Annotated in this window: 18 protein-coding genes; 7 read left to right on the top strand and 11 right to left on the bottom strand. The window is 71.5% G+C overall.

Going from position 1 to position 16,662, the window contains the following annotated elements; all coding sequences use genetic code 11:
- Positions 1-841: 841 nt before the first annotated feature.
- The 5 genes from LPA41_RS10400 to LPA41_RS10380 all read right to left on the bottom strand — a co-directional run bounded on the left by LPA41_RS10400 (position 842) and on the right by LPA41_RS10380 (position 5,675).
- Complete coding sequence (locus tag LPA41_RS10400; protein ID WP_229069877.1) at positions 842-1,468, bottom strand: response regulator transcription factor; 627 nt, start codon at positions 1,466-1,468, stop codon at positions 842-844.
- Positions 1,465-2,727, bottom strand: coding sequence for a sensor histidine kinase (locus LPA41_RS10395; protein ID WP_229069876.1), 1,263 nt, complete (start codon positions 2,725-2,727; stop codon positions 1,465-1,467). Before LPA41_RS10395 ends, LPA41_RS10400 begins: the two co-directional genes overlap by 4 nt.
- A gap of 5 nt (positions 2,728-2,732) precedes the next feature.
- The gene (locus LPA41_RS10390; RefSeq protein WP_229069875.1) at positions 2,733-3,473 is read right to left on the bottom strand and encodes an ABC transporter permease; all 741 of its coding nucleotides are present in this window, start codon (positions 3,471-3,473) and stop codon (positions 2,733-2,735) included.
- The gene (locus LPA41_RS10385; protein ID WP_229069874.1) at positions 3,470-4,384 is read right to left on the bottom strand and encodes an ABC transporter ATP-binding protein; all 915 of its coding nucleotides are present in this window, start codon (positions 4,382-4,384) and stop codon (positions 3,470-3,472) included. The genes LPA41_RS10390 and LPA41_RS10385 overlap by 4 nt, the downstream gene beginning before the upstream one ends.
- A gap of 82 nt (positions 4,385-4,466) precedes the next feature.
- Positions 4,467-5,675: a glycosyltransferase gene (locus LPA41_RS10380; RefSeq protein WP_229069873.1), complete on the bottom strand. Its 1,209-nt coding sequence runs from the start codon at positions 5,673-5,675 to the stop codon at positions 4,467-4,469.
- 168 nt (positions 5,676-5,843) lie between these two features.
- Here LPA41_RS10380 and LPA41_RS10375 point away from each other — a divergent pair, with 168 nt between their 5' ends.
- Positions 5,844-6,290 (top strand): SRPBCC family protein, encoded by a 447-nt coding sequence (locus LPA41_RS10375; protein WP_229069872.1) that lies wholly within the window; start codon positions 5,844-5,846, stop codon positions 6,288-6,290.
- Between the two features lie 27 nt (positions 6,291-6,317).
- Here LPA41_RS10375 and LPA41_RS10370 read toward each other — a convergent pair whose 3' ends face one another.
- Positions 6,318-7,214 (bottom strand): helix-turn-helix transcriptional regulator, encoded by an 897-nt coding sequence (locus LPA41_RS10370; RefSeq protein WP_229069871.1) that lies wholly within the window; start codon positions 7,212-7,214, stop codon positions 6,318-6,320.
- A gap of 42 nt (positions 7,215-7,256) precedes the next feature.
- Complete coding sequence (locus tag LPA41_RS10365) at positions 7,257-7,469, bottom strand: hypothetical protein (RefSeq protein WP_229069870.1); 213 nt, start codon at positions 7,467-7,469, stop codon at positions 7,257-7,259.
- 347 nt (positions 7,470-7,816) lie between these two features.
- Here LPA41_RS10365 and LPA41_RS10360 point away from each other — a divergent pair, with 347 nt between their 5' ends.
- Positions 7,817-8,005, top strand: coding sequence for a hypothetical protein (locus tag LPA41_RS10360; RefSeq protein WP_229069869.1), 189 nt, complete (start codon positions 7,817-7,819; stop codon positions 8,003-8,005).
- Between the two features lie 121 nt (positions 8,006-8,126).
- Here the strand turns inward: LPA41_RS10360 and LPA41_RS10355 are convergent, their stop codons facing one another.
- Positions 8,127-9,719 (bottom strand): NAD(P)/FAD-dependent oxidoreductase, encoded by a 1,593-nt coding sequence (locus tag LPA41_RS10355; RefSeq protein WP_229069868.1) that lies wholly within the window; start codon positions 9,717-9,719, stop codon positions 8,127-8,129.
- Between the two features lie 177 nt (positions 9,720-9,896).
- Between LPA41_RS10355 and LPA41_RS10350 the strand changes: the two genes are divergently transcribed.
- Together LPA41_RS10350 and LPA41_RS10345 are read left to right on the top strand one after the other, a co-directional pair.
- The gene (locus LPA41_RS10350; protein WP_229069867.1) at positions 9,897-10,361 is read left to right on the top strand and encodes an SRPBCC family protein; all 465 of its coding nucleotides are present in this window, start codon (positions 9,897-9,899) and stop codon (positions 10,359-10,361) included.
- A gap of 71 nt (positions 10,362-10,432) precedes the next feature.
- Positions 10,433-10,618 (top strand): hypothetical protein, encoded by a 186-nt coding sequence (locus tag LPA41_RS10345; RefSeq protein WP_229069866.1) that lies wholly within the window; start codon positions 10,433-10,435, stop codon positions 10,616-10,618.
- 16 nt (positions 10,619-10,634) lie between these two features.
- Here the strand turns inward: LPA41_RS10345 and LPA41_RS10340 are convergent, their stop codons facing one another.
- Complete coding sequence (locus LPA41_RS10340; protein WP_229069865.1) at positions 10,635-11,198, bottom strand: hypothetical protein; 564 nt, start codon at positions 11,196-11,198, stop codon at positions 10,635-10,637.
- Between the two features lie 289 nt (positions 11,199-11,487).
- Between LPA41_RS10340 and LPA41_RS10335 the strand changes: the two genes are divergently transcribed.
- On the top strand, positions 11,488-11,697 hold the full coding sequence (locus LPA41_RS10335; protein WP_229069864.1) for a hypothetical protein: 210 nt from the start codon (positions 11,488-11,490) through the stop codon (positions 11,695-11,697).
- Here LPA41_RS10335 and LPA41_RS10330 read toward each other — a convergent pair.
- On the bottom strand, positions 11,685-12,134 hold the full coding sequence (locus LPA41_RS10330; protein WP_229069863.1) for a hypothetical protein: 450 nt from the start codon (positions 12,132-12,134) through the stop codon (positions 11,685-11,687). The two genes, LPA41_RS10335 and LPA41_RS10330, sit on opposite strands and share 13 nt — an antisense overlap.
- Before the next feature lie 117 nt (positions 12,135-12,251).
- Here LPA41_RS10330 and LPA41_RS10325 point away from each other — a divergent pair, with 117 nt between their 5' ends.
- A complete protein-coding gene (locus LPA41_RS10325; RefSeq protein WP_229069862.1) occupies positions 12,252-12,608 on the top strand; it encodes a DUF6401 family natural product biosynthesis protein in 357 nt (118 codons plus the stop codon).
- Between the two features lie 199 nt (positions 12,609-12,807).
- Here LPA41_RS10325 and LPA41_RS10320 read toward each other — a convergent pair whose 3' ends face one another.
- Positions 12,808-14,235: a hypothetical protein gene (locus LPA41_RS10320; RefSeq protein WP_229069861.1), complete on the bottom strand. Its 1,428-nt coding sequence runs from the start codon at positions 14,233-14,235 to the stop codon at positions 12,808-12,810.
- Positions 14,236-14,490: 255 nt separating this feature from the next.
- Here LPA41_RS10320 and LPA41_RS10315 point away from each other — a divergent pair, with 255 nt between their 5' ends.
- Positions 14,491-16,653: an ATP-binding SpoIIE family protein phosphatase gene (locus LPA41_RS10315; protein WP_229069860.1), complete on the top strand. Its 2,163-nt coding sequence runs from the start codon at positions 14,491-14,493 to the stop codon at positions 16,651-16,653.
- Positions 16,654-16,662 lie beyond the last annotated feature (9 nt).

Below are 16,662 nucleotides of genomic sequence, written 5' to 3'. Positions count from 1 at the left end.
ACCCACGGCTGGTTTCCGAGCCACCAAACAGCCGTACGTGACAGCCAGACCGGCCAGAACGCGCCAGCTGTCACCCACGGCTGGTTTCCGAGCCACCAAACAGCCGTACGTGACAGCCAGACCGGCCAGAACGCGCCAGCTGTCACCCACGGCTGGTTTCCGAGCCACCAAACAGCCGTACGTGACAGCCAGACCGGCCAGAACGCGCCAGCTGTCACCCACGGCTGGTTTCCGAGCCACCAAACAGCCGTACGTGACAGCCAGACCGGCCAGAACGGGCCAGCTGTCACCCACGGCTGGTTTCCGAGCCACCAAACAGCCGTACGTGACAGCCAGACCGGCCAGAACGCGCCAGCTGTCACCCACGGCTGGTTTCCGAGCCACCAAACAGCCGTACGTGACAGCCAGACCGGCCAGAACGCGCCAGCTGTCACCCACGGCTGGTTTCCGAGCCACCAAACAGCCGTACGTGACAGCCAGACCGGCCGGAGCGGGCCAGCTGTCACCCACGGCTGGTTTCCGAGCCACCAGACAGCCGGCCGGAGCGGCCGGAGCGGCCAGCCGCCGGAGCGGGATGGCTGTCACCTCCGGCTGGTTTCTGGGACGCCGGGCAGCCGTGCGTGACAGCCGGGGGCGGTTGGCTGTCACGCACGGCTGGTTCTGGGGGCGGTGGGCAACCGTGAGTGACAGCTGAGGGTGGTGGGTGGCGCGCGATCGGCCGGCTCGACGGGCGGCTTCGGGCACCCGCCGGCCCGAGGAGTTCGACCTTGGCGCGGGAGCTGGCGCGTGGTCCGGGGGGAGGCCGGCCTCAGGTAAGAGGTCGGCGGCCCGGGACTGCGGGCTATTCGCGGCCGAGCAGGCCGCGTTCGAAGGCGGCGGCCACCGCGGCGGCTCGGTCGCGGACGCCCAGCTTGGCGTACGCGTGCAGCAGGTGCGTCTTCACCGTGGCCTCGCTGATGAAGAGGCGGCCGGCGGTCTCCCGGTTCGTGCAGCCCTGCGAGATCAGTGTCAGTACTTCGAGTTCGCGCTGGCTGAGCGGCTCCTTCGCGGGTGAGCGCAGTTCGCCCATCAGCCGGCCGGCGATGGCCGGGGAGAGCACGGATTCACCGCGGTGCGCCGAGATCACCGCGCGGAACAGGTCCTCGCGCGGGGTGTCCTTCAGCAGGTATCCGGTGGCGCCGGCCTTGATCGCGGGGAGCACGTCGCTGTCGGTGTCGAACGTGGTCAGGACCAGCACCCGGGCGGCCGATCCGGCGGCCTTGAGTTCGCGGATCGTGGTGACGCCGTCCATCACCGGCATTCGCAGGTCGAGCAGGACCACGTCGGGGGTGACCGCGCCGGCGACCGCGAGCGCCTCCCTGCCGTTGCCGGCCTCGCCGAGGACGGTGAACCGGTTGTCGCCGGCGAACATGCCGCGCAGACCGTCCCGGACGACGGGGTGGTCGTCGACGATCAGCAGGCCGATCATGCGATGCCGCCGACCGCGACGGCCGGCACGCAGGCGGAGAGCGCAGTCCCGCCACCCGGCTCGGACTCGATCTCCATGGTGCCGGCGATCCGGGCGAGGCGTTCCCGCATGCCTTGCAGGCCGAACCCGCCGTCGGCGCCGCCGGTGCGGGACTGCGCCGGGTCGAAGCCGGCGCCGTCGTCGCGCACGTCCAGGGTGACCACGTCCTCCATGTAGGAAAGGGTGAGACCGACCCGGTGGGCGCCCGCATGCCGGGCCACGTTGGCCAGGCCTTCCTGTGCGGTACGCAGCAGCGTCGTCTCGATCTCCGGCAGCAGCCGGCGTGGCATCCCGGTGGTGACCAGTTCCGCCTTCACGCCGGTCCGCTCGGCCCAGATCTCCACGATCTCGCCGAGCGCCTCCGGCAGCGCCGCACTGTCCAGCTGTTGTGGCCGCAGCGCCTGCACCGAGCGGCGTGCCTCGGTCAGGCTTTCCCGGGCCAGCCGTTTCGCGGCCGCCAGGTGCCGGTCCCGCTCGCCGGGGTGGCCCTCGGCCGCCTCCAGCTGGGTGACGATGCCGGTCAGCCCCTGCGCCAGGACGTCGTGGATCTCGCCGGCCATCCGCTGCCGCTCGTCCAGGACGCCCGCCTCCCGTGCCTGGACCAGGAGCTGAGCGTGCAGGCCGGCGTTCTCCCGCATCGCGGTCTCCAGCTTGGCGTTGGCCTCGGCAAGCTCGTCGAGCATCTGCTCCCGGCGGGCGTGGTTCTGCTCGGTCCGGGTCTCCACCTGCAACATCACCGTCGCGATCAGCACGTTGCAGCCGAGGACGGCGCCGTAGATGAGCCACACGCCGTCCTCGGCGAAGTTCTGGACCCCGCCGATCTGGGAGGCCGCCGCGACGGCGGCGACCGGGACCGCACCGGCCAGCCTCCAGCGACCCGGCAACGCGTACGCGACGAAGAGGTAGCCGGTCCAGGTGAAGACGCCGTAGAAGGGGCTGCACCAGACGAGCGCGACGTTGAGCACGTACAGCCCGGCCAGGAAGACCAGCATGTGGCCGAGACGTTTCTCCCACTGCGGGTGCAGGGTGATCCACCAGCCGATCCAGGCCGCGGTCACCACGGTGAGCAGCAGGACCAGCGGGATGGGCCGCGCGGGCAGGCCGCTGTCGCGGGTCGCGAGGGCCAGCACGAACGAGCCGGCCAGGGTGCCGTAGGTCAGCCAGGTGATCCACCACTCGCGAACCGCCTGCGAGCCTTCCTCCGCCTCGGCGTCCAGCATGTCCGTCACTCCCAGCGGAAGTACTTCGCGGCAACCGCCCCGAACACCAACAGGTATCCCAGGAGCACCGTAACGGAGAGCAGGTTCGGCCAGTGCCCCGTCATCGCCTCGTGCATCAACCGCTCACCGGCGCCGAGCGGGGTGTAGTCGCTGACCCGCCGCAGCACCTCGGGCATCACCTGGCGCGGCGCCCACAGCCCGGCGAAGAACATCAGCGGGAAGAACAGCAGCAGCCCGATGGAGTTGGCGGCCTTGCCACTCGGTGCCAATGCCGCGATCACCAGCCCGATCGAGAACACGCCGAGCGTCGCCAGCACCACGGCGAGCACGAAGGCGACCGGGGACTCCGGCATCGGCACGCCGTAGACGGTCCCGGCGAACGCGAAGACCAGCACCCCGGAGACCAGCACGGTGATCAGCGCTGCCGTCAGCTGGGCGCCGAGCAGCGCGACCGGCTTGACGGGTGTGGTGGCGAGCCGCCGCAGGATGCCCTTTTCCCGGTAGGTGGCGAGCACCGTCGGCATGCCCTGCAGGCCCATCATGCCGATGCTCAGCGCGATCACGATGCCGGCGTAGACGTCGATCACCCGGAGGCCGCCGAGGTCGTCGCTGGGCTCCCGGAAGGACGGCACGGCGCCGAGGATGCCGATCAGCACGACCGGGAAAATCACCGTGAAGAACAGGTAGAGCGGCTCCCGCAGGGCGGTCCGGAACTCGGCGGCGACGAGCTTGCGGAAGACGGTCATGACGGGGACTCCTCGGAGGCGCGGCCGGTCAGGCGGACGAAGGCGTCGTCGAGGGTGGCTTGCTCCAGGCGCAGCTCCACCGCGACGATGCCGTTGACAGCGAGCACCGAGGTGACCGCGTGGAGCAGGTTGCCGGTACCGCTGACCTCGATCCGGTCGCCCTGCCGGCTGATCCGGGTGACCTCCGGAGGCGCGGAGAGCAACTCGTCGGAGATCGGGGCGGACGGACGGAAGCGAATCTTCTGGTCCTGGCTGCTGGTCTGCTCGACCAGGCCGGCGGGGGTGTCCAGGGCGACCACCTCGCCGCGGTCGATCACGGCGATCCGGTCGCAGAGGCGCTCAGCCTCCTCCATGAAGTGGGTGACCAGCACCAGCGTGACGCCGCGGTCACGGAACCCGGAGATCAGGTCCCAGGTGTCCCGCCGGGCCTGCGGGTCGAGGCCGGTGGTCAGCTCGTCCAGGATCGCGATCCGCGGGTTGCCGATCAGGGCGAGAGCGATCGACAGTCGCTGCTTCTGGCCTCCGGAGAGCTTGCCGAACGTGGTCCGCAGCTTCTCGGTGAGGCCCAGGTCCCCGGCGAGTTTCCGCCAGTCGGCCGGGTCCGGGTAGAACGCGCTGTAGAGCTCCAGCACCTCGCGGACCGTCAGCTTCTCCTGAAGCTCGCTCTCCTGGAGCTGGACACCGACCTGGGCACGCAGCGCCCGGTCCCGCGGCGCGTGGCCCAGGACGGTGATCCGGCCGGAGTCGGGGGTCCGCAGACCGGCGACGCATTCGACAGTGGTGGTCTTGCCGGCACCGTTCGGACCCAGGATGCCGAAGATCTCACCCGGTTCGACCGCGAACGAGACGTCCCGGACGGCGAGTGTCTCGCCGTACCGCTTGCTCAGGTTCTTGACCTCGATGACTGCCATGCACCAAGCGTCGCGGAAACACCACCGGGACCGAATCGACCGGCGAGCGACAGTGGCGGTCCACCGATCGGTTGATGCCGGACTACACCCCCTCGGTGACCGCCTCCGCGCTCGGTGCGTTGCTGCGGCGCAGGCTCGAGTAGACCGAGCCGACCTGGGCGGCGACACGCTTCCAGGAGTACGCCTGACGCGCCCGATCCAGCGCCGCGGTGGCATAGGTGAAGCGGCGCACCTTGTCGTTGACCAACCGGCGCAGCGCACCGCCCAGCGCCCGCGGGTCACGGGCCGGGACCAGGTCACCGGTCAGCCCGTCCACCACGGTCTCGTTCAGCGCGCCCACCGCGGTGCCGACGATCGGCACACCGCAGGCCATCGCCTCCAGCGCGGACTGCTCCAGCAGGTCCTCGTCCTGCCACGGCGCGGACACCACCACGTCGGCCGAGCGGTACCAGCTGGGCAGGTCCCGGTGCGCGACCGAACCCACCAGGCGCAGCCGGTCCGCGACCCGGAACTGCTCGGCCATCGCGCGCAGCACCTTGGCGCCCGGGTCGGCGGAGAGCTGCTCGGCCGGCGGACCGCCGACCACGACGATCTCGGCGCCCGGCACGTACCGCATCGCCTCGATGACGTCGCCGAAGCCTTTGCGCTCCACCAGCCGGCCGACGGAGAGGATCCGGGGGCGTTCCGGGTCGCGCTGCACGGACGGGCCGTCCGGGGTGAAGCGGTCGCTGTTCACACCGGCCGGGACGATCGTGAGCCGCTCCCGCGGCACCCCGATGCGCACGAGGCCGCGTACCTCGTCCTGGGTCTGTGCCACCACCCGGTCCACCGCCCGGCCGAGCGCACGCTCGTAACCGGACCGCGACGGGCCGCGCACGTCCTTCGGCGCGTCGCGCAGGGTCGCGAGCTCATGGAAGGACTGCACCACCGGGATCCCGATCTGACGTGCGGCGGTCACCGCGGCCAGGCCACTCGTCCAGAAGTGGGCGTGCGCGACGTCCGGCCGCCAGCCGTCACCGCGCCACTGGTCACTCAGCACCCGCGCGAACTCGCCCATGTGCGGCAGCAGCAGGTCCGGCGGGATCGGCTGGGCCGGGCCGGCGACCACGTGCACGACGCGGACACCGCTCGGGGTGGCGACCACCTCGGCCACGTCGGGGTCGTCGCGCCGGGTGTAGACGCGCACCTCGTGACCGAGCTCGGCGAGTGCACCGGACAGCTCGGCGACGTAGGCATGCTGGCCGCCTTCGCCCAGCGGGCTGGCGTGCTCGGAGATCATCGCAATCCGCACCGTGGTCTCCTTCGGCGGCTATTTTTCCAGGCTGCGGTCGGGTACGACGCCACGCGACGACAGCCGGAAGGGGGCGAGCTCGATTACGCGGTCGGGATTGCCCCTGAGTTCGATACGTAAACATGGGCCGGTCGTTACAAGGGCCGCCAGCAGGGTAATCCGTTCGCCGTGGCAATCGTGGCGCGCACCATCCAGGCCCCTCCCGAGCGTATCTTCGCCGTGCTGGCCGACGGCTGGACATACAGCGACTGGGTGGTCGGCACCGTACACATCCGGGACGTCGAGTCCTCCTGGCCGAGTCCCGGCTCGAAACTGCACCACAAGGCCGGCCCGTGGCCAGTCTCCCTGCACGACTCCTCGACCGTGCTGGCCTGCACCCCCAACCGGCAGCTACGGCTGAACGCCGGGCTCTGGCCGCTGGGCGCGGCGGTGGTCGACATCCGGCTGGAACCGCTGAACGGCGGCACCGCCACCCGCGTGGTGATCAAGGAAGACTTCGAGGCCGGCCCCCTGCGCTGGGTCCAGAACAAGGTCAACGACCTGGTGCTGCACCGCCGCAACGTGGAGACGCTGCGCCGCCTGGCCGACATCGCCGAACGCGACGACAAGCGCTGAGCACCGGCGCCGCTCCGCCACCGGTGCTCAGCCCGCGGCGGAGCGGTCACGGTAGAGGCGGGAGTAGCGGTCCAGGATCGGTTCGATCTCGGTGACCGCCACCTCGGCGAACCCCTCGAACACGTCCCGGTGCAACTCGATGTCCGAGACGACCCGGGACGACAGCGCGGTGTTGAAGAGATCCATCATCACCCAGGTGTCGTCGAGCAGCTCGAAGCCGTTCATCGGAGCCTGCGTCAGCGCGGCGTCAGCGGGGATGATGCCGACCGACACATTGGGCTGCCCCGCGATCTCCCGGATCCGGCGCAGCTGCGCGAGCATGTCCTCGGGGCTTCCCAGCCGATTGCTCAGAGTGGCCTCGGTCATCAGGAAGCGGAACCGTTTGTCGGGGAGCTTCAAGATGCGCTGACGTCGTAACCGGGCGGCGACCCCGTCGAGCAGGTCCACCTCCGGCACTTCGGGCGCCGCCCGGCCGGTCCGCCGGCGTTGCGGTCGCATCACGGCCTCGGCGTACCCGCTCGTCTGCATCAGGCCGGGGACCACCGCCGGTTGGAAGGTCCAGATCTCATGGGCGGCCAGCTCGGCCCGCGCGACCTCGACCTGGCGGCGGGCCAGTCCGCTCTCCTCCGGGCGCCACTGCGTCATGGGTACGGAGGTCGTCCGCCCGCCGGCCGCGCGCCGCACCAGATCGTCGATCTCCGCGGGCGGCATCCGTAACGCCTCGGCGAGCCGGCGCACGTCCTCGGGGGCCGCGCCGGTGCGTCCGGTCTCGATCCTGGACACCTTGGCCTGTGTCATGCCGGCCAGTGAGGCGAGGGCGTTGCCGGTCAGACGTAACGACTCACGGCGCTGCCGCAGGATCCGGCCCACCGGACGTCCGGGATCCCGGCCGGAAGCGCCCGGCCCGGAATCCTCATCGGCCACGCCCGGCATCCCTCGTTCCCTCCCCCTCAGGCTGGGCCCGACCTAGACCTTCTGCTGCGCCCGCACGGCGTCGGCCAGGAGTTCGAGGGGGATCTCGACGAGTTGCTCACCCTCGGGCACGTCGACAGCGGCCGCAGCGGCGGTCACCGTGTAGCCCTGCACGATGACGCTGCTCCGATTTGTCGTATAGACGGTGGGGCATGTCCCAGTGGTGCAGGTAACGGCCAGCGGGGTCAGGACGAGATCATTTTGCATGGTCGCAGATTCTCACAGTCCCGATCCCAAGATCGCTAATCCGGCACATTGCACCCCAGACACACTGCAACTCATATCAGACGCGATCAGCCATCGAGCCGTATGCAATGCTCCCCTTCGCCATATGGCAATTCGCCGATCCCAGATTGCCATCTGGCAGGTCATTTGCCGGTTCGGCGCCGGTTTCACCACCCCTTGCACATGCATTGCACGGGATCTCCGAGGAATTGCATAGTCGAATCGCGGGCCGCGCACTCCTGGCCCGCTTCACCCGGCCGGGTGCCCGTCATCCCGCTCCACCGTCTCGGCACCACTCGCCCGTGGTCAGCCGGAGATAGGGGTCCGCCATGTCGCCGCACCACAACCTGCTTTACTTCGCCACTGCCGCCTGCATTCTGCTCGCCCTGCACATGGTCCGTCGCGTCCTCGCGCCGATGGGCGCCCTGTTACGCGCCGCGGCAGCGGTGACAGTCGCCGTGCTGGCGTTGCTCACCGCGCTCGTGCTCGTCGCCACCGCACTCGCCGTCCAGCCGTAACCGGAACGACCCTACCGCGCAGTGTGCCCGGCCCCCGCTCGCTGCGCGGCCCCGTACCGCCCAGAATTCGTCCGCGTCCAGCGCTCCACCGCGCCCGGCCCACCCGCGCGGGGGTGGCGGGTCAGTCCGCGTAGATCAGGCGGTTGGCGCCGCTGATCGCGGCTCGGTAGAGGCCCCCGGTCAGGGACCGGTCGCGGGCCAGCGCGGCGCGCGCCGCGTTGGCGCCGGGGGCGCCGTGCACGCCGCCGCCCGGGTGGGCCGAGGCGCTGCCGAGGAAGAGGCGGTCGACCGGGGTGTCGGGCCGGCCCAGGCCGGGGATGGGGCGCAGGAACAGCTGCTGGTGCGCGGCCGCCGTGCCGCCGCCGAGCGCGCCGCCGACCAGGGACGGGTTCTCGCGTTCCAGGTCGGCCGGGGAGAACACGTTGCGGCCCCGCACCGCGTCGCGGAAGCCGGGCGCGTGGTCCTCGATCACCGCCTCCATCCGTTCCACGTGTTCGGCGATCTCGTCGGCCTGCCATGACTTGCGGTGCGGGAGGTGGGTGTACGCCCAGACCGACTCGGTGCCCTCCGGCGAATGCGCGGGGTCGGCCGTGCTCATCTGGCCGAGCAGCATGAACGGTTTCGGCGGGATCTCGTCGACGGCGAGGTGCGCGGAGTAGCGGGTCAGGTCGTTCAGGTCGGCGCCGAGGTGGACGGTGCCGGCGGTGGTGGCGTCGGTGTTGCGCCACGGCACCTTCCGGCCCACCGCCCAGTCGACCTTGAGGGTGGCGCCGTCCCAGCGGAAGTGGGCCAGGTCCTCGACGAAGCGCGGCGGCAGCCAGCGCTCACCGACCAGGTCCAGGAAGAGGGCGGGGGCCGGCACGTCGGCGATCACCGCGCGGCGGGCCCGCCAGTCGCGGCCGTCGGCGGTTCGCACACCCATCGCCCGGCCGCCGGCCACCAGCACCCGGCTCACCGGCGCCTGGTAGACGATCTCGCCGCCGCGGTCGGTGAGCCGCCGGACCAGGGCGCTGGTGATCTCCTGGGCGCCACCGACCGGAACGGGCCAGCCGAACTCCTGGCCGAGCATGGCGAGCAGCCAGCCGTACACCCCGCCGCCGGCCTGTTCCGGTGAGAGGTCGGTGTGCAGGGCACAGCCGGCCAGCGCCAGGGTGGCGCCCTCGCCGTCGAAGAGTTCGGTGCCGAGTTCGCGGACCGAGAGGACCAGGCGCCGGGCCAGCCGCAGCGCGCCGCCGACCCGCAGCTCCCGGAGCAGGCTGACGCCGTTGCGCACCGGCGGGAACGGGGTGAACAGGGTGTCCAGCATCTTCGCGGAGACCGAGCGCCACTCGTCGTAGACGGTGCGCCACCGCTCACCGTCGCCGGGGGCGAACCGCTCCATCGAGGCCATCGTGCGTTCCAGGTCGCGGTTCACCGTCGCCGCACGGCCGTCGGGCAGCAGATGGGTGAAGACGTCCGGGGCGTGCGTCCAGGTCAGACCCTGCTCGTCGAGGCGCAGCGCGCGCATCACCGGCGACGCGTACCCGAGCGGGTAGAAGGAGCTGAACAGGTCGGACAGATAGCCGGGTGCGGTCACGAACCCGGAACGGACGGCACCACCCGGGTGCGGCGTCGCTTCCAGTACCCGCACCGACCAGCCGGCATCGGCGAGCAGGTTCGCCGCCACCAGTCCGTTGTGCCCGGCTCCGACGACTATCGCATCCACGGTCTCCACAGCGGCACGCTACCCATCGAGGGGCAGCGGAAACACCGAACGCCTCACGTTTAGCCCCCAGGTGCACGGGCACCACTTCAGTCGTGAGCGGGAGGCACCGGCCGCCGTCGAGCCGCCGGAGCCCCGCCGATCTGAACGTCATCCGCATTCCCGTACGCCAGCGAAAGGGAGAACCGCGTGAGCACGGTAACGAAGTCCGTTGATGTCAATGTCCCGGTCCGCACGGCATACAACCAGTGGACCCAGTTCGAGGACTTCCCCCGCTTCATGGAGGGTGTCAACGAGATCCGTCAGCTCGACGACACCCACACGCACTGGAAGACCGAGATCGCCGGCGTGAAGCGTGAGTTCGACGCCGAGATCACCGAGCAGCTTCCGGACGAGCGTGTCGCCTGGCACGCCACGAACGGCGAGAAGCAGGCCGGTGTGGTGACCTTCCACCGGCTCGACGACACGCACACCCGGGTCACCGTCCAGATGGACTTCGACCCGCAGGGCTTCGTCGAGAACGCCGGCGACAAGCTGGGCATCGTGGACCGCCGGGTCAAGGGCGACCTGGACCGGTTCAAGGAGTTCATCGAGAGCCGCGGCGGTGTCGAGACCGGCGCCTGGCGCGGCCAGGTGGACCGGCCGGGCATCTGACCCCGGTCACTGTGGGACGGCCGCCTCCGGGCGGCCGTTTCGCTTTTCCGGGTACGGGTAACCGGACTCCCATGACTGATCGAGAGCAGGACGGCGTGTGGCGCGACGAGGAGAAGTTGCCGCTCGACGAGCTGAACCGGGCGATGGCCACGTGGGACATCGACGGCCAGAACGACGCGAGTGACAACGACACCGGGCAGGAGCCGGAGGAGTCCGGTTCACGCCCGAGCACGACCGGTCACACCGGCCCCCACTGATCGACCGGCCGCCGGGTCACCGCGGGTCCCGGCGGCGCAGTGTCAGGTCGCCGAGGCCCGAACGCACCCGGATCGCGTAGCGGTCGGCGGCCCGCCGGTAACCGGGTTCCCGCAGCACCGTCCCGGCCGGGGTCCCGTTGTTCGCGGTCCACGGGGTGAGGACCGACCCGGCGCCCTGATCGAACCGGATCCGGAACGGCGCACCGGTCGCCGCGGTCACCACCGCGGCGCCGACTCCGCCGGTGAATGTCACCGGTACCGTGCCGACCGGGTCCGGCAGCGAGAGCTCGGCCAGTCCCGAGGAGCCGAGTACGACCCGGTTCACCCGGCCGTGCCGCAGGTTGAGCTGCTGCTCCCCGGCACCGGCGGGCAGCCGGATGTCCCAGCGGACGTCCCGGTTCAGCACGATCCGCAGTTCGTCCAGGCCGTCGCCGCCGGTGCCGCGCAGGCGGATCACCACCCGGCCGCCGCGGCGGAACACCACCGGGGTCACGCCGGCGTCCGGTGCGGTCGTGATCCGGTAGAGCTGGCCGGGTAGGCGGGCGAAGCGTACGCGTACCCTGCTCGCGGCGTCACTCACCGTGAGCCACGCTCCCGTTCGCGCTTGCAGCGGCCCCGCCAGAACCGGCATGGTTTTTGCCGATATTTCGTCCTTCGCCGGAGTCACCGCGGTGATCGGCTTTTTCGCCACCGGCGGGGGTGGCGGCGACTCCTGGCAGGAGGCCGTCAAAACGGCCCCGGCCAGCAAGGACAGGCCGGGCAGGAGCACGCTTGAGCGGCGGTGGCGCAACGCGGGGGGCACCATCGGACAACGCAGAATCGGCCGAACGGGTGACGGCGTTCCGTCCTGATCGAGTAAGACTGTCCGGGTGCGAGATGCCGGATTCCTGTCTGAACGTCAGCGCCGTTTCGCGTGGCTGGGCTTTCTGCTCGCCGCCTTCCAAGCGCCGCTTGCCGCAAAACTGATCGACGACGCCTCCTGGTTCTTCGCCGTCGTCGTGGCCCTCCTCGTCGCTACCGTGATCGTCGCCGACGACGCGCAGCGCCGCCGCCCCGAGGCAGTCGACTACGCCGAGTAATCGGGTCGCGCCTCGTGGCCGGGCCGCCCGCGGGTCCGCCGCTGTTCCTTGAGTTCCGCCTCGTAAAGGTGCCGCCGGCCCTGCGCGAGGCGGTCCCGCACGTCCTTCTCCACGGTGCGGAACTCGGTGTAATACCCGTCGTCGAACTCCTCGACGATCTGGAAGGTCCAGTGGCCCGGGATCACGTTGAGCCCGATCAGCTCGTTCTGGATCCGCTCCGCCACGTCGGCGTGCCCGGCCTTCTCGAAGAGCGACACCGCCTCGTCCAGCATGAAATCGGCGGTGCCGACCAGCTGGTGCATCGAGTAGAGGTGACCGCGGACCCGCTCCACCGTCTCCAGAGCCTCGCTGAGCTTGCCCAGCGCCTCGACGGTGTTGTCGTTCAGGCCCGCCGGCCGCCGGTGCTCCGCGTCCGGTCCGTCGGTGTCGTGTCCCATTCGCGATCCCTTCGTTCGATTTCCGCCCCGACGCAGTTCCCCGATCCGGCGGCTTCAACCGACCTGCACCTGTTCGGGGAACCGTTGGACACCCGAGCCTCCATAACGTTTCTTCTCATGAATGGCCTGTTCAGCAACGCCGCCGCCCGCTCCGCCCAGCGCTCCGCCAACGCTTCGCTTGCCGACCTGACCGCCGCAGTCGGCGTCAGTGGCCTCGCTGCCGCCCAGGACAACCCCGGCTTCATGTCCGTCATCGACCAGCACGCCGCAGGCGTCCGGGACAGCCTCTCCGCCGACAGCCGGCCACTGACCGCGATCCTGCTCGCCGCGTACGCCGAGGGCGTCCGCGACGCCGCCTTCCAGCACGGCTGGCAGGCCCCGGACGGCGAGATCAACTGGTCCGAGGACGACTGGGTGCTGCGTCGCCTGCTCGCCGTCTGCATGCTGGCCCGCACGCTCCCGATCGCGAACTGACCCGCTGCCCGCTGCCCGCTGCCCGCTTCGACGTGCTGACCTGCTGATTCGTTGACCGACGGCCGGAACACGGCCCGTACCCATAGTTCTGGCGTCCGTTGATCGGGGCCGGCACCGGGATCCTCCCGGCGCCGGCCCCGCCGCATCGGCATCGGCATCGGCATCGGCGGTGCCCGGCCGGGCCGCGCCTGCCGGACCTCTACCTACCGGGCCGGCCACCCCGGGGTTCGTCGTCGGCCGCCCCCGGCTCGATGACCTGGGTCTGTTCGTGCGGGGGCAGGGACACCACCTGCGTACGCTCGCCCTCGTCGGTCTCCGCGATCACCACTGTCGCGTCCTCGTCGGGCAGCCGGACGAGCGTCGGCTCCTCGTCGCCGGTGCCCTGCGTGACGACCGTCGTGTCGCCGCTGCCGGGACGGTTCCGCGAGATCACCTCGGTCTCCCGGACCACGGCCGTCGTGTCGTCGTCGTCCCGGTCGAACCCGGGCACCAGGTGCGGCCGATCGTCCCGCGGCACCGCGATGACCTGGGTCTCGTCGCCCGGCCGCTCGGCCTCGGCACGACGTTCCCATTCCAGCCGCTCGCCCTCAGCGCGGCGTTCCTGGTCGAGGCGCTCCTCCTGCGCGCGCCGGGCCTCGGCCTGCCGCGTCTCCTCGGCCTTGCGGACCTCCTCCGCGAGCCGGGCCTCCTCGGCCTTGCGGGCCTCCTCCGCCAGCCGGGCCTCCTCGGCGCGGCGCCGCTGCTCGGCGAGGCGCTGTTCCTCGGCCTGCCGGGCCTCCTCCGCCTTCCGGGCCTCCTCGGCGCGGCGGGCCTCCTCCGCGAGCCGGGCCTCCTCCGCCTTGCGCTTCTCCTCGGCCAGCCGGGCCTGCTCCGCGAGCCGGGCCTCCTCCGCGCGGCGGGCCTGCTCCTCGGCGGCCAGCCGGGCACGTTCGTCGGCGTTGGCCCGGGCCTGGTCCCGCATCGCGCCGGACTCGGTGGCGGCCCGGTCGAGCCAGCCCTCCCAGCGCTGCTGCATGGGCCGGATCAGCCCGCCACCGACACCCACGACGATCACGCCGGCGACCGTGGCGAGGATCGCGACGAGCAGCGGGCGGGTCACCGAGGTGGCGATGCCGACCTGGTCGAGGCCGGCGATCACACCGAGCGTCACGATCACGACGGCGGCCGCCTTGGCCAGCACGCGGGCGTATCCGAGACCGCCGAGACTCGACGCGATCAGATCGTGCGCGGCGCCCGCGACGGCGGCCGCGACGACCACGATCACGATCGCCACGAAAAGCTGTGGCAGCCACCCGATCAAGGCATTGAGCAGGTCGCTCACCGGGTTCGGGCCCCACAGGCCGAACGCCAGCTGCAACGCGACGAGCAGCACCAGGTAGTACGCGATCCGGGCGCAGATCTGCGACGGAGCGGCCGCCTCGCCGCGGAACACGCGACCGGCCGGGCCCCGCCGCACCACCTGGTCGAAGCCGGCCCGGTGCAGGGCCTTGCGAGTCACCGTGCGGGCCAGGCGGGCCAGCAGGTAGCCGACGAGCACGATGGCGCCGAACGCCAGCGCGTACGGCAGGAACAGCACCAGCGAGCGCCACATGTCGCTCAGCCCACGGCTCAACCCGTCCCCGGTCATCCGCCCTCCTTCGTCTCGCACGGCCGCCACTGCGGCACCTCACCGGCCAACCCTAGGGCCCCGGGTCATCCCGTGCCCGGCGGCGGAACCGGCACGCCGGGCTCCCGCGCGGGCACCGCACCTCGCATCCGCAAGATCACGCCGGGTAGCCTTATGTGTGAAATCGCGACGACACGCACCCTGAGTACCGTCGGTAACCGGACGGTCGGCCGGTGCGGCATCGTACAAACGGACCACTCGGGTTAGGCTTTCATCATGGTCGGCTCGGGAGCGATCGGCTCGGGCGGAGTCCGCCCGGCAGCGATCTCAACGCTGCCCGTGCAGGGCGTTGGTGCACAGCACACCGGCAGAGGCTGCGCGGCGCTGGTGCACGCCCAGGACTGGTCGGGCACCTCACTCGGCCCGATCACCGGGTGGGACCCGGCCGTGCGCGCTGCCGTCGAGTTGATGCTCGCCTCACCGGTTCCGATGATGCTGACCTTCGGGTCCGAGTGCCTGGTCCTCTACAACGACGCGTACGCCGACGTGCTGCACGACCTGCACCCGGCCGCGCTGGGCCGGCCCGCGGCCGAGGCGTTCGGCGAGGCCTGGCTGCACTCCGGCATGGGTGACGTGATCGGCCAGGTGCACCGCACCGGCCGGGCCGTCCTCGAGCCGGAGAGCCAGGTCCCGATCCGGCCGGGTGGCACCGAACCGGCCTTCTACACCCAGGGCCACTCCGTGGTCCGTGACTCGCGCGGCGCCGTCGCCGGCGTGCTGACGGTGGCCGCCGAGGCCACCCAGGTGATCCACCGGCTGCAGAGTCTCGGCGAGCTGACCGCCCGACTGGCCGGCGCACTGACTATCGACGATGTCACGCGCGTCGTCCTGGCGTACGCGATGAGCTCTTTCGACCTGGACCACTGCGTGCTGGCGGTCGACGACGGCCTGGCCTACCGCTATGTGCGGCGCATTCGCGGCGAGATGCTGGACGAGGCCGACGAGCGGCTGCCACCGGTGTGGCGGCGCGCGAACTCCGACCCGTCGGCGCCACTGGTGGCGGCGGCGGAGAGCGGGCGCGCGACGTTCGTGGCCGACGGCGAGCCGCTGCGCGACGTGGCGTCCGACCGGCATGAGCGGCGAGTCCGCGCGCTGGCCGCCCTGCCACTGCGCACGCCGTCCCTGCGTGGCGCCCTGACCATGGGCTTCACCCGGGCACACACCTGGCTGCCCGCCGAGCGCGCGCTGCTGAAGGCGGCCGCCGAACTGGTGGCGCAGGCTGCCGAGCGGGCCCGCCGGTTCGAGGCCCAGCACGGCACCGCCCAGCTGCTGCAGCGCAGCATGCTGCCGGAGCACCTGCCCGAGCTGGACACGTTCCGGATCGCGGCCCGCTACGACGTGGGGGTGGACGGCAACGCCGCCGGCGGCGACTTCTACGACGCGTTCCGGCTCGCCGACGGCCGGCTCGCGATGGTGCTGGGCGACGTGGCCGGGCACGACGTGCGGGCCGCCGCGGTGATGGGCCAGGTCCGGGCCGCGCTGCGCGCCCTGGCCCTGACCGATCCGACGCCGCCGAGCGTGCTCGCCGGCCTGGACCGGCTGGTCGGCTCGCTCAGCGCCGAGTCGCGCAACGAGGAGATTTTCGTAACCGTGGTGTACGGGGTGCTCGACCCCACCGACGGCACGATCATCCTGTCCAGCGCAGGCCACCCGCCGCCGGTGCTGCGCCGGGCCGGTCACCGCGGCGGGCCGGCCACCGCCGAGCTGGTGAAGGTGCCGCCGGGTGCCCCGCTCGGGCTGGGCGGCCGCTGGCAGACCGGCTCGCTGCGGCTGGAGCCGGGCGACACCATCCTGATGTTCAGTGACGGCGTGGTGGAGCGGCGCGGCCGCCCGCTCAACGACGGGCTGGACGCGCTGGTCGCCGCGGCGGCCGGTTCCGCGAGCGGCGACCCGCGCAACATGTGCTCGCTCGCCACCGCAGCGGTGGAGGGCACCACCGACGACGACGTGGCGGTGCTCGCGGTCGAGCACGCGCTGGCGATGAGCCGGGCCGCGACGATGCTGGTCCCCGCCGAGCCGACCGGCCCGAGCCGGGTCCGGCAGTGGATGTCGACCCGGCTGCGCGAGTGGTCGGTGCCGGAGCCGGTGATCGGCGCCGCGATCCTCTGCACCAGCGAGCTCACCACGAACGCGCTGCTGCACGCCGGCACCCCGGCCCAGGTCCACATCGACCTGAACGCGGAGCGGCTGCTCGTCTCGGTGGCCGACACCGGCACCCGGGGCAGCGTGATCCGGGCCCGGGCCGACGCGCTCGCGAGCCGCGGCCGGGGCCTCGGCCTGATCGAGGACCTGAGCGATTCCTGGGGAACCGACCCGACGGTGCGCGGCTCGACTGTGTGGTTCGAGATGTTGCTGATTCGCGAGGATCAAGACGGGTAAATGCTCCGG

It is taken from the genome of Actinoplanes sp. DH11, from assembly GCF_020873875.1.
Taxonomy (GTDB): Bacteria; Actinomycetota; Actinomycetes; order Mycobacteriales; family Micromonosporaceae; genus Actinoplanes.
The sequence above is the reverse complement of the archived record's forward strand: the minus strand, read 5'-3'. Positions and strand labels throughout refer to the sequence as shown.